This is a genomic window from Asticcacaulis sp. YBE204, assembly GCF_000495855.1.
Lineage (GTDB): Bacteria > Pseudomonadota > Alphaproteobacteria > Caulobacterales > Caulobacteraceae > Asticcacaulis.
This window is the reverse complement of sequence record NZ_AWGF01000010.1, coordinates 81508-94811: the sequence shown is the minus strand read 5'-3', so window position 1 is coordinate 94811 and position 13304 is coordinate 81508. Positions and strand designations below refer to the sequence as shown.

The 13304-nt window shown below is 56.9% G+C and carries 9 protein-coding genes; 7 read left to right on the top strand and 2 right to left on the bottom strand.

The features are described from left to right. Window positions 1-11: 11 nt before the first annotated feature. The gene (locus AEYBE204_RS32415) at window positions 12-1292 is read right to left on the bottom strand and encodes a ferritin-like protein (protein ID WP_031230859.1); all 1281 of its coding nucleotides are present in this window, start codon (window positions 1290-1292) and stop codon (window positions 12-14) included. Between the two features lie 170 nt (window positions 1293-1462). Here AEYBE204_RS32415 and gntA point away from each other — a divergent pair, with 170 nt between their 5' ends. The 3 genes from gntA (at window position 1463) to AEYBE204_RS32400 (ending at window position 3870) form a co-directional block, all read left to right on the top strand. Beyond that, window positions 1463-2146, top strand: a complete 684-nt coding sequence (gene gntA / locus AEYBE204_RS32410) for a guanitoxin biosynthesis heme-dependent pre-guanitoxin N-hydroxylase GntA (protein WP_023462731.1) — start codon at window positions 1463-1465, stop codon at window positions 2144-2146. After that, the gene (locus AEYBE204_RS32405; protein ID WP_023462730.1) at window positions 2143-2751 is read left to right on the top strand and encodes a DUF1989 domain-containing protein; all 609 of its coding nucleotides are present in this window, start codon (window positions 2143-2145) and stop codon (window positions 2749-2751) included. The genes gntA and AEYBE204_RS32405 overlap by 4 nt, the downstream gene beginning before the upstream one ends. A 261-nt stretch (window positions 2752-3012) precedes the next feature. Next, window positions 3013-3870 carry a DMT family transporter gene (locus AEYBE204_RS32400; RefSeq protein ID WP_081724695.1) on the top strand — a complete coding sequence of 286 codons (858 nt, stop codon included), beginning with the start codon at window positions 3013-3015 and terminating at the stop codon, window positions 3868-3870. A 60-nt stretch (window positions 3871-3930) separates the two neighbouring features. Here the strand turns inward: AEYBE204_RS32400 and AEYBE204_RS32395 are convergent, their stop codons facing one another. Next, window positions 3931-4314 carry a response regulator gene (locus tag AEYBE204_RS32395; protein WP_023462728.1) on the bottom strand — a complete coding sequence of 128 codons (384 nt, stop codon included), beginning with the start codon at window positions 4312-4314 and terminating at the stop codon, window positions 3931-3933. A gap of 291 nt (window positions 4315-4605) precedes the next feature. Here AEYBE204_RS32395 and AEYBE204_RS32390 point away from each other — a divergent pair, with 291 nt between their 5' ends. The 4 genes from AEYBE204_RS32390 (at window position 4606) to AEYBE204_RS32375 (ending at window position 13290) form a co-directional block, all read left to right on the top strand. Then, window positions 4606-7926, top strand: coding sequence for a PAS domain-containing protein (locus AEYBE204_RS32390; protein WP_035442081.1), 3321 nt, complete (start codon window positions 4606-4608; stop codon window positions 7924-7926). A gap of 128 nt (window positions 7927-8054) precedes the next feature. Continuing rightward, complete coding sequence (locus AEYBE204_RS32385; protein ID WP_031230855.1) at window positions 8055-10469, top strand: DUF3772 domain-containing protein; 2415 nt, start codon at window positions 8055-8057, stop codon at window positions 10467-10469. A gap of 126 nt (window positions 10470-10595) precedes the next feature. Continuing rightward, complete coding sequence (locus AEYBE204_RS32380; RefSeq protein ID WP_023462725.1) at window positions 10596-12548, top strand: PAS domain-containing hybrid sensor histidine kinase/response regulator; 1953 nt, start codon at window positions 10596-10598, stop codon at window positions 12546-12548. 82 nt (window positions 12549-12630) lie between these two features. Then, complete coding sequence (locus AEYBE204_RS32375; protein WP_023462724.1) at window positions 12631-13290, top strand: DUF6766 family protein; 660 nt, start codon at window positions 12631-12633, stop codon at window positions 13288-13290. The last annotated feature ends 14 nt before the right edge of the window (window positions 13291-13304 follow it).

Here is a 13304-nt window from a genome sequence, read left to right as displayed (position 1 = left end):
GACAGCCATTCCTACCGGCGGCAAAAGCCTTCCAGAACGTTTTGAATTTGCGTCAGCACGGCAGCGAAGGCCGGGTGTCGGGGGCAGATATCACGTGTGGCGGCAATAAGTAGCAGCAGCCGCTCCTGAATAAGGATTGTCTCGACTTCGCCGGTCGCCAAAGGCTCCAACCCTCTTAGCGTTGTGAAGGTTAGGCCCGCTGTCAGACGTCCCCCCTCCGTTGCCGGTATCGACGCCAGGGTCTGCGCCACGGAGGACAAGACGTGCATCAGGCCGAGGGCGAGAGTCATGAACCGTTCCTGCGTCGCATCGCTGCGGTTCTGACAAAAGGCCTGCACCAGAGCCCGCAAGAGCAGATTATAAGTGGCATTGCCGAAATCAAGCACCTGGGCGGCTTCTGGATTCGAGATGTAGACCCGCTCATCCGAGGCTTCCGGTCGGCGGGTCACCGGGTTTGAAACCATCGGGTAGGCCGGTCGGAATTTTTCATTACGGGCGCTAAGCTCTAAAAATTCGTCCCGGATGGCGACGAAGCGGCTGTAATGGCAGTCATCACAGGCGACCGAGGCGCCCTCGCCCTGCTCGACGATGATGTCTATGCTTTTCAGCGCATCCTCAAGCGTCGAGATTTCCCGCACGCCTTTCATCTTGATCACATTGGCTCCCATCTGGGAGGCCGCCGCGCCAATGAACAGATGGGCCTCGCCCAGCAGCCGCGCCAAGCCTATCAGGTTGGCCCGGATGGCTTCGTACAGATGACTGACCGTCGCGTAGTCCTGCGCCCCCGGCATCAAGCCGTGGAAAACCTGCTCGCGCGGCGGCGCGTCGCGCACCTCAAAGCCTTCGCCGTCGGGCACCTCGACACCTAGCGGCCGCTCCAGAAAGATGAAGTGGTCAAGTGTTTCCAGAGAAAACGGCGTCAGACGTAGAGAAAGGACCGACGGAAAATAACCAGAGGTTACGGGAAAATTGGGCCGGTTAAAATGCGGGCGCCCGCCCAATGCCGCCGTCAGATTGGAGACGATTACCAGATGCCCCATCTCCTCGATGACGACGCTGCGTATGGTCTCGCGCCAGCGCGCAACCGCAGTGGACTCTTCATGCGAGAATGAAGGATCGGCGGCAGGCTTCAGGCTAAAAAGGGCGTAGAGATAGCTGCACATCAAGGCATGCTCGATCTCTGACGCTTCAGCCAGAAGATGGAATAGCTGCTCGCGATTGCCGACGAGAATGGGAGGCTCGGTTTCGACGGCCGCCTCGGTAAGATCGGGCTCGGTGCGCAAGTCCATCATAGCTCCCCCTTGAGGCCGTATATGCCAATCATCCACCTTATGCATTCATAAAAATAAATAATTGATACTATTATTTTTTTCTTAACCCCCTTCTTGCCTTCGGACATTGTTGCTCCTGTATTGGGCTTATCGGTCACCTTGTAGATTGCCTCTCCAATGAGAGAATACCTATGTTCGATGACGGCAAATCCATTTCGCAAAAGGCGGCCCTGCACGCGTTCGTACTCGACTCCGCCTTTCCCTGTGTAGGGGCTCGCTCCGCCGCCGCAAAGGACCAGATCGAAGTGATGGAAGCCGGTTCGATCGCCTGCCCGCGTCATGATAAGGCCATCGTGCAAGCCTTGCAGCGCTTCGCGGCACAGACGCCCCGCGATAAGATGTTCGTATCGTTCGCCATTATCTTCGATGACCTTAGCACACCAGATGAGGTGTGGTTCGAGGAAAAGCTGTGGCAGCGCCTTCAGGCCTTCCATGACCTTGACGCGGTTGAACACGATTGGGATTCGAGCGTCAGCAGCGACCCCGAAGACGCGGCTTTCAGCCTGAGCCTCGGCGGCAAGGCCTTTTACGTCGTCGGCCTACACCCTGCTGCGTCGCGGCCCGGTCGGCGGTTTAGCCGCCCGGCACTGGTGTTCAATCTGCACAACCAGTTTGAAAATTTACGCGCCTCCGGCACCTATGAAAAGTTCCGCCAGACGATCCTTGCGCGGGACCTGAGGTCGAACGGCTCGGTCAATCCGATGCTGACTCAGCACGGCGAGTCCTCCGAAGCGATCCAGTACAGCGGCCGTCAGGTCTCCGGCGAATGGAAGTGCCCCTTCCACACTCAACATGCTTCAAAAGGCTCTATATGATTACCGAGATACCGGCCCGTTCGGGCGCTGCGTTCAAACTCAACAAAGGCGAACGTCTGAGGGTCATCGACCCGAATGGCGAGCAGGTCTCCGACATGCTGGCCTTCAATGCCGCCGATACCGACGAAGTCATTTCGTCGGGCCGGACGCTCGACTATGCCAGCAAGCTGTTTCTGAGTGTCGGCGATCCGCTCTATTCAAACCGCAGCAATGTAATGCTGCGCATTATCGAAGATACGGTCGGGCGTCACGACTTCCTGCTGACGCCGTGCTCTAAGGATACCTTCCGCATCATCTATGGCGACGAACATCCGCATCACGGCTGCTTCGGCAATCTGTCGCACGCGCTCGAACCCTACGGCATAAAGCCGGATCAGATTCCGGTCGCCTTCAATATTTTCATGAACGTGCAGGTTAATGGGGAAACAGGCGAACTAAAGGTCGATCCGCCTATGAGCAAGGCCGGCGACCATATTCTGTTCGAAGCCGATATGGACCTTATCGTGGCACTTACGGCCTGTTCGGCGCTGCAATCGAATAATTACGCCTTCAAACCCATTCACTACGAGGTGTTGCCCGCAGCAGAAACTATAAATCACGTCTGATAATTTTCATTTCGATGGTCAGAGGACACTTAGTCGTCTGACCTTTCTTTGTTTAACGCTCCGATGTAGGCCCCGCCTAGGTTTGCCCGATCCTGTCACCGTTAGCTTAAAGGGCCGCTCGCCTTGGGTAACCGACAAACCTATGTGAACGCTCGCCCCGATTGCCTTCAGGCTTCGTTCGTCTCCATTTTGCGATTTATGGCCAATAGGTTGCCATTCTGCCGCCGCGAAGTCCGCTTCGCCCTCACGAGAGTTTAGACTGTGGCAATTGCGGTTCTTTTTGGTCTCGTCGCTGCGCTCTGCTATGGCACATCCAACTTCGTCGCACGTATTTCAGGGAAATCCGGAGGCGTTCTTCCCACTCTTGTATGGAGCCAGATCCTTCTCTTTTTTGCGGCAACTGTTGTCTCCTTTTACTTCAGATCGTGGCCCCAGGGTTCGCATCGCGAATATATGTTTGCGTCTGCGTCTGCCGTCGCGATCGTAGTAGGCACGGGCTGTTTATATAGGGCGGTTGCAACCGGCCGGTTGACCGTAGTTGTTCCGATCATGTCCGCCTATGGGGCGGTGACGGGCCTACTGGCTATGACAACAGGCGAGCCGCCGACATCCCTTACCTTTGCCGGTCTCACGCTCACTGTGGTGGGCGCAATCCTCTCGGCTGTGCAGTCGGAACCCAAAGGGCGAGGCACATCGAGCGGCCTCAGCTTTGCCTTGGGATCTGCGCTCTTGTTTGGCTTCGGCTACTGGCTACAGGGAACGTTCGTCCTGCCGGCCTTCGGTCCAGGACCGACCATCTGGCTATACTACCTCCACGCTGCGATCCTTTTTACACTAACGGCAATTGTCATCCGCCGACCCTTATTCACTTTTGACGGTTCGAGACAAATAGGCGCACTGGTATTGACGGCCCTACTGAGCGGAAGCGGTTTTGTCGCCACGATGTTGGCTCTGAAAGGTGGTGACGTGGCGATTGGCTCCGCAGTCAGTTCTACCTCCACAGCCGTAAGTGCGCTCCTGGCCTTTTTATGGCTGAAAGAACGTCCTGGCTTGGCAGGCTGGGTAGGTATGATGAGCGTGGTCGTTGGCGTCATCATACTCCAGATCGCGTCCGCTTAATCCGCGTCAATGTTCGATCATCTGTGGGAAATAGCAGACCAAATATGGGGTTTGAGGATTTTAAGACGCAACGGCAGAACGAAGTATGTCTGGCAAGTTGGTGACGTTATAAGGCTTGGGGACAAACGGTACGCCGGGGACGGGTGTGCTGACATACCCATTTCCCGAGGTTATGACGACCTTGGTGAGATGAAAGTGTTTCATTATCCCTGCGGCGAGATCCAATCCGTCAAAAAGGCCCGGCATATTAACGTCCGTAAAAACACAGTCGATGGCATCGTCTGAAGCTAGGATCGCAAAGGCGGCGTCGGCGGACTCAGCCATCAGCACATCAAAGCCACCGTCTTCCTCCAGGACCATCAAGGCGAGCGCGCGTAGATCGGGTTCGTCCTCGACAACTAAAATTCGAAGCAATCTTTTCGATGCCCCGTTCAGGGAAGACATAATCGTGACCTTTGAAGAACCGCCCCGAAGGGCCGACAGGCCCAGCTTAAGTTCGAAGAGGTCGAGTATTGCCGTCTTTCGAATAAGTTATCGATGACAGACAACCTTTTCGCTAACCGCAAAGGTGGAATTTTATTTAGCTCATCCAAGCTGTGACGATAGACACTTGCGACTCTGCTTCCAAGCCAGTAGCGTATTTACTCCCGCGCGGTGGCGCCTTAGAAGCGTTGACAACCGAACATGCCTGGACCGACTGCCTCTGCCTTGCCGTTTCTCGCTGCCTCAGGGGAGATGGCCGAGCTCTTGCGAACAAAGGACTGGCACTCCACGCTTCTCGGTCCGCCGGAAAGCTGGTCCCAGGCCTTGCGGACCACAGTCAGGCTGATGCTCAATTCCGGCCACGCGATGTATATATTTTGGGGACCCGAAAGCGCGTGCCTGTACAACGACGCCTACCGTCGATCAATTGGCACCGAGCGGCATCCGGCATCGCTTGGCCAGCCGGGCCATGAGGTTTGGGCGGAGATCTGGGATATCATAGGCCCCCAGATACGGCAGGTTCTGGATGGTGGTCCGCCAACCTGGTTTGAAAATGCCCTCGTCCCCATAACGCGAAACGGCCAGCGCGACGATGTATACTGGACCTATAGCTACAGCCCAATCGATGACGAAACCGCGCCTAACGGCATAGGCGGTGTTCTCGTGGTCTGTTCCGAAACGACTGAAATGGTGGCGGCGGAGCAAAAAGCCCGTTTAAGCGGGGCGCGACTGGCAGCGTTATTCGATCAATCGCCAAACTTCATGACGTGGTTGACCGGGCCAAATCATGTTTTTGAGTATGCCAATCCCGCCTATATGACCTTGATTGGAAACCGCGACATTCTTGGCAAGCCCGTAGCAGAGGCTCTGCCGGAAACGGTCGGGCAGGGATTTATTGGCCTGCTCGATGAGGTGCTGCGCACAGGCCAGCCCTATAAGGCGCTGGGCACCCGCATCGATTTAAGCAGAGCGCAGGGGCTGCCGGCCGAGACCCGAGTCCTCGATTTCGTCTATCAGCCTATCAAGGAAGCCGAAGGACAGATCACCGGCATCTTCGTCGAGGGTAGCGACGTTACAGACCGCTATAACGCCGAAGCGGCTCTACGCCATAGCGAAGAACAGCTCAGGCTGGCCACCGAGGGTGCTGATATCGGGCTCTGGGATATAGACCTCGTCGCCGGTCGGCGATACTGGACGCCGCGCGTGAAAGCTATGTTCGGCCTGTCGGCCGATGCGGAAGTCGGCATGGGTGATTTCTATCCTCGCCTCCATCCGTTGGATCTTGACGCCACCAAAGCGGCGTTCGAAGCTGCGCTGAACCCTGACATTCGGGCGCCTTACGATGTTGAATATCGCGCCATCGGTGCCTCGGATAATCAGGTGCGTTGGGTTGCAGCCAAGGGCAAGGCTATCTTCGACACGAACGGACGCGCGGTCCGGGTTGTCGGAACCGCGATCGACATTACCGAAAAGAAAAATGCTGACTGCCGTCGCGACGCACTTATTGATCTCACCGATGCTATTCGCCAGATCGAAACGCCGGATGAGGTGGAATACACGGCGGCAAAAATCATTGGAGAGACGTTAGGCGCGAGTCGAGTGGGCTTTGGCTCAGTAGACTCGCAGGTCACCACGTTGACGATTGCGCGTGACTGGGTAAGCACCGGCGTCCGGTCCCTTGAGGGAACGCTGTATTTTGCGGGGTACGATTCGTTCATCGCCTGTCTGAAGGCGGGCGAGATTGTCCATATTCACGATGTGTACGCCGATGATCGCAGTCGTGCCGTCGCTGAGCGCTGGTCTGAGGCGGGGGCGCGCTCGCTCGTCAACGTGCCTGTTATCGAGCGCGGCCATTTGGTCGCACTTCTATTCGTGAACCATGACCACGTGCGCCACTGGAGCGAAGACGAAGTGGACTTCATCCAGGAGGTCGCCGCGCGGACTCGGACGGCGACCGAACGCATCCGTAGCGACAACGCGTTACGTGAACTGAACGCAAATCTTGAGCGTCGCGTCGAGGCGGCTTTAGAAGAAAAAGCCCTTCTCGCCGACATCGTCGAAACGACCGATGCCATGATACAGGTGGTCGATCTCGACTATAACTGGCTTGGCGTCAATCGTTCCAGCGCCAATGAATTCGAAAAGGTCGTCGGCATTCGCCCGCGCATCGGTGCGAACATGCTGGAAGCGCTCAAGAACCGTCCCCAGCTTCTGGAAGGCGGGCGGGCCCTGTGGGCGCGCGCCTTCGCGGGTGAGCGGTTTACGTCCGTCGTGGAGTTCCCCCATCCGGAATACGGCTGTCGCTTCTACGAAATGAACCTTACGCCCCTGAAGGATAAGGCGGGCAGCATCATCGGCGCCTACCAGTTCGTTTACGACGTAACCGACCGGCTGGAGGAACAACAGCGCCTGGCCGATGCGGAAGCCCACCTGCGTCAGGCTCAGAAGATGGAGGCTGTGGGGCAATTAACAGGTGGCATTGCGCACGACTTCAACAATATGCTCGCTGTCGTGATGGGTTCACTCGAACTGCTCAACCGGCGCGTCGTCGACGACCCGCGGGCCCGCCATTTCGTTAAGTCCGCGCTGGATAGCGCAAAACGCGCCGCAACCCTGACACAGCGTTTACTGGCGTTTTCGCGGCAACAGCCCCTTCAACCCGAAACCGTCAATGTGAATCGCCTGGTGAGTGGTATGTCGGAACTTCTGTCGCATGCCCTCGGCGGCGCGGTACGCGTGGAGACCGTTCATGGCGCCGGGTTGTGGAGCGTCAATGTCGATCCCAATCAACTGGAAAACGTCATCCTCAACCTGGCCGTCAACGCCCGTGATGCCATGCCCGATGGCGGGAAGGTAACGATCGAGACCCAGAACGCACATATAGACGAGCGCTATGTTGTCTCAGAACCGGGCGTCGAACCGGGCCAGTACGTGATGATCGCGGTCAGCGATACGGGTACAGGCATGCCACCGGAAATCATGGCCAAGGCTTTCGATCCCTTCTTCACGACCAAGCCCGTGGGTAAAGGGACTGGCCTTGGCCTCAGCCAGGTTTATGGCTTCGTGAAGCAGTCTGGTGGCCATGTCCGTATTTACTCAGAGGCTGGGCAAGGCACGACAATAAAAATCTATCTGCCTCGTCATCATGCCGACGACGTTGCCTTAAGTGCCAAGGAAGATTCCCAGGCCCTTCTGCGGGGCGACCTCAAGGAACTGATACTGGTCGTTGATGATGAGGACGCTGTCCGGCAGTTTTCCGTCGATGCGATCACGGAGCTCGGCTATCGCGTAATTTCTGCCAGTAATGCCGCAGATGCGCTTGCCTATATCGAGGCCGAACCGGAAATTTCCCTACTGTTCACCGACATCGTCATGCCGGAGGTCAATGGGCGCAAACTGGCAGATCAGGCGCGTGTCATTCGCCCTGATCTCAAGGTCCTTTATACGACGGGCTATACGCGAAATGCCGTCGTCCACAATGGCGTTTTAGACCCAGGCGTGGAGCTCATTGGTAAGCCCTTTTCCCTCGACGAACTAGCGGCGAAGATCAGGTCGATGCTGGACGATATTTAGTGAATTGTGCACGGCGTTTTTCGCTAATCGGACGCGCGCCCGGTCTCAAGATCCAAGTGGTCCGGCACATCTCTTTTTTATGAAACTGTCGCTACCGTAAGCTGGTTATTTCCGCCGTCTGATAAAAAATGCCCGCTCACCTTCGTTTATTTCGGCTATTATCCACTTTCTGGCTGCTGGTGCTTGCCAGTAGTCTCGTGCCCACCATCAGCCGCGGGCAGGACGCGCCACCGGCGGACTACGTCACGACCGTCGCCACCGCCGCAGAGGAGCTGCGTTCGGTCGATGCGGCGTTCAACGACCAACTGGCGGAGGACGAACTCAATCAGTTGCGTTTGCGCGTCTCCGGTGCCCGTAGCACGGCGCTCGATGCTGTGGAGACCATGCAGAAAGAGCTTGAACTGGTCAGCGAGCGCGAAGCGCAGCTAGGTCCCAAGCCCGGCGAGGGCGAGCCCCCTGACATTCTGGCTCAGCGGCAGGACCTGACCCAACGGCGGGGGATGCTGGAGGCGGCGATCAAGCGAGGCCGACTGGTGGCGGTGGAGGCGCAGCAACTGGCCGACCGAATGAAGGCGAGCCGCGCCGAACAGATCTCGACGGAAGTCGCCCAACGCGTACAGTCACCACTGCTACCGCGATTCTGGGTTGAGTTTGCCAATCATGCCGGCGGCGATATCGGGCGTCTGTCTCGGCTCATCGATGCCGAGTTGCGCACACTAGCCGTCAGCCTGAGAGGCCCGAAATCTTGGATCGGCCTGGCGGGCTTTCTGGCCGCTCTGACTATAGAGATTCCCTTGCGCCTCCTCAGCCGACGGCTGGGTCAAACGCTTTTGTTGAAAGTGGCCCCCGAAGGTCGAATACGCCGGTCGGCCTATGCCCTGTGGCGACTGGTGGTCGAAACCGGTCTTGCGATCATTGCCGTCTGGGTTCTGACGACATCGCTGCGCTGGGCGAGTTTGATTCATCCGCGCTGGGAGCCGATCATCGATGCGTTCTCCTCCGGGGTGGGCATCAGTGCCTATCTGACCAGTCTGGCAGGCGCCGTGTTGATGCGGGGTCAGAAATCGTGGCGATTACTGCCAATCGAGGATGATCTGGCTGGCGGCCTCCGACGCTGGACGTGGCTTCTGGCAGGCTTGTCCCTGCTCTATATGGTGCTCCAAAGCGTCAGCGTTGCCATGTCAGCCAGCGCGCCGGCCATGAGCTTGATGCAAATGTTCATCGTCTCCTGTCAGGTCGTGCTGTTCGCCGGCATGCTGGTCACGCTGGCCCGCCTGAGGCTGGCGGCACAGGTCGAGGCCAGGGACCTGCATCAGACCGCCCTGTCCCTGCTGCGAATCGTCGCCTGGCTCGTGATCCTTATCAGCCTGTTCGCCATGCTGGCGGGGTACGTCGCACTCGGGCTTTTCACCGTACGAATAGTGTCCTGGGCCCTGATCATCGGCGCCACCTACTATCTGACCTGCCTGTTTGCCGACGATCTGATGACCAATATGTTTTGTTCGTCGGGGCGGATCGGACGTCTGCTCGTGTCGGGCCTGGGCGTCCGCAGCGGTCTGGTCGATCAAGCCGGCATTGTTCTTTCGGCACTCCTACGCATCAGCCTGACCCTGATTGCGGTGGCGGCCCTGCTGTTCCCCTTCGGCACCGGCTTTGAAGCCATTGTCGACAATATTCGCGGCTTGGCGGACGGCATTACGATCGGGGAATTTACGCTGTCTCCGGGCGCAATCGGGCGAGCACTTCTGGTGTTCATGGTCGGCGTGGCCGTGGTTCGGTTGTTGCAATCCTGGCTGGAAAACAAATATCTCCCGCGCACGGCCTTCGACGCCGGCGCACGCAATTCTATCAGTCTCATCACGCGGTATGCAGCCTTCCTCCTTGTTATCTTGTGGACCCTGGCATCGCTGGGGATCGGGGTCGAGCGCATTGCGTTGCTGTTGTCCGCCCTGTCGGTAGGTATCGGGTTCGGGCTACAGGCCATTACCCAAAATTTCGTGTCGGGTCTGATCCTGCTGGCCGAGCGTCCCGTCAAGATCGGCGATCTCATTCGCGTCGGCAATGATGAAGGCGATGTCCGACGCATCAATGTGCGATCGACCGAGATCGAACTGGGCGACCACTCGACGCTGATCGTGCCTAACTCCGAACTCATTACCAAGTCGGTGCTCAACAAGACCCACGCCAACCCGCTGGGTCGCATCCAAATTGAATTCTCGGTGCCGATCGGGCTCGATATCACCCCGATCCGCGGCATGGTTCTCGCGGCGTTTCAAAACGACAGCCGGGTGCTGGCTGAGCCGGAACCGTCAGTTTTCATCGATGGCATTGCCGACGGACGGGTACGGTTCAACTGCTTTGCGCACGTGGCCGGTCCGCGCGATGCTTACGGCGCTCGAAGCTCAATACTGATCGATCTGCTACAGCGTTTCTACAAGGAAGGTATCGATGTCGGCACTGTGCCCCAAAAGCTGGAATTGACGACTACGGGTGCGTCTCTGGGGCCGGCGTCCGCTTCGTCGGGTTCAGACTCGCCAAAGTAGGCCGCCATGTAGGGTTACGCCTTAATCTTAACCATGTTGGGTTATTCTTTAGGCTCACCAAATGAATACCGAGTACGTAACAATTTCGACGCTCGCTGATCGAGTCACGGAAGCTTAGAGTAACAGATGTCCCAAGATATAACGCCCCATATTTCCGACGCACGTAACTGGCTGGCAGCCATTGTTAATTCGTCCGATGACGTCATCATAAGCAAGAGCCTGGACGGTGTTATCAGATCATGGAACGGGGCTGCGCAGCGCCTGTTCGGCTACACCGTTGAGGAAGCCATCGGTAATCATATCGGACTCATCATCCCGCCTGACCGCCTTGACGAAGAATATGTGATCCTCGGTAAGGTTAGGAATGGTGAAAGCATCGATCATTTCGAGACCGTACGCCGACGTAAGGATGGGAGTCTTGTCGACATGTCCCTCACCGTCTCGCCAATACGGAACGATGAGGGGGTAATCGTCGGGGTTTCAAAGATCGGCAAAGATATTACACAGGCGAAGCTAACCGAACGCGCAGCGGCGCATCTGGCCGCCATCGTAGATTCCTCCGAAGACGCGATTGTGAGCAAGACGCTCGACGGGATAATCACGTCCTGGAACCGAGGCGCGGAGACGATTTTCGGACATACGGCGGATGAGGCGATCGGCAGCCACATCACCCTGATTATCCCACCCCAATATCACAGCGAAGAAGCCACCATCATTGCCAAAGTGAAGGCAGGAGAACGGCTTGAACATTTCGAGACAGTGCGTCTCACCAAAGCCGGAACCCTCATCAATGTATCGATCACCGTTTCGCCCGTGCGCGATTCAAACGGAACAATAATCGGTGCTTCGAAAATTGCCCGCGACGTGACGGAACAAAGACAAACCCAAAGTCAACTGGCTGAAGCCAATCGGCGAAGAGACGAATTCATGGCCAATATGAGCCATGAGCTACGCACGCCGATGAATGCCATCATTGGGCTATCGCACATTGTGTCAAAGTCGGCCGCGCTGACACCCAAAGAGATAAAAGCCATGCGGCTGTTGTCCGACAGCGCCGCAAATCTGCTGACGCTGATCAATGACCTGCTGGACTTCGCGAAGATCGACCAGGGGCAGATCGATATTCAGCTTCAGGAGTTCGATTTGCCAGGCAGCATAAGAAAAACGGTCGATATGTTGCAGCCACGCGCTCACGACAAAGGCATCGGACTATCGGTCCAGTTCGATCCTACTGTCGGCGATCTCTGGGAAAGTGATGAATTCAGACTGCAACAGGTGCTTACCAATCTGGTCGGTAACGCGGTCAAGTTCACCGAACAGGGTACGGTCCTCATCTCAGTCAGTACCCTCGCCGACGTCGATGGCGTGTCAATCGACGTGACGGACACGGGTATCGGCATCCCGACTGACAAGATCGAGGCAATCTTCGATAAGTTTACGCAGGCCGATAGTTCCATGACACGCAAATATGGTGGGTCTGGGCTCGGACTATCGATCACTCGAGCGCTTGTCGAATCCCTTGGCGGCACGGTGTGTGTGACCAGTACGCCCGGCCAGGGATCGACCTTCGTGGTTCGACTGCCCATGGCGCGAAGCCCCCGCAACCGGCCCTTGGCGCCGGTCGCGCACCGTGCCCACTGCCAGTTTCTCATTGTCGACGATTATGCACCTAATGTCATGGTGCTGGAAAGCATACTCGAAGATCTCGGCTACGAAATCATGACGGCAGAAAGCGGTATCGATGCGGTACGGGCGACATCGGATACGCACTTCGATATCATCCTGATGGACGTTCAGATGCCGGGAATGGATGGCCTGGAGGCCACGCGCCGTATTCGCCGCAGGGAATCCGAGACGGGACAAGACCCCACCCTTATCATCGGGGTGACCGCGCATGTGCGAAGTGAAGATCGGCAGCTATGTCTCGATGCCGGCATGAACGACTTCATTCCAAAGCCCTTCGAACCGCGTCAGGTTGCTGCATTTTTCCGGGATCTGATCTCCCCTGCCCCCCCCTCGCATGGTGTAGAAAACGCCCCAGTCGTGAAATTTTCGGACTACGTCGGTTTACGGAATTAAAGCCAATCAACTGACTGAGGAACTCATCGACTTTTTAGGGACGAAGGAGGCAACTGGAGTCCGAATGCAAAGGATTCCATTGATGCGCCGTAAACCCTCTTTTTTCCAACGAAACGGCCTCTCAATATTTGTTTTGGGGTTTTTCCTGCTATTTTGGGCGGCTCAGGCGGTAACCGGCTGGCAGGTTTACAATGAAATGCGGGCAGAAGAGTCGGCAACGGCATTGGGATTCTCCGCCTACCTCGCAACGGGCAATTTTCTGGAGGTCACCTTTGAAAACTGGGAAAGTGAATTCTTTCAGATGTGCCTCTATGTTTTCGCCACGGTTTGGCTGCGACAACAAGGGTCGTCAGAGTCAAAACCCGTGGAAGGCAAATCGGATGTCGATGCCGAGCCCAAGGCGCACCCGCGCGCGCCATGGCCTGTTCGAAGAGGCGGTTGGGTCTTGGCGCTTTATAAGCAGTCGCTCGCTCTGGCCTTCCTCGCATTGTTCCTCTTTTGCTTCGTCTTTCACCTCTACGGCAGCTACAAGAATCAGGTCGAAGAAGCGATCTTGAAAGGACATCCGGCGGATACCTTCGTAACGTTTCTCGGCGGCCCAACCTTCTGGTTTGAGTCATTTCAAAACTGGCAAAGCGAATTTCTTGCGATTGCCAGTATCGTTATTCTATCGATATGGCTTCGTCAGCATGGCTCGCCGGAGTCTAAACCGGTCGATATGCCCCATGAGGATAATCCGTAGCTTAAAGGCTGCGG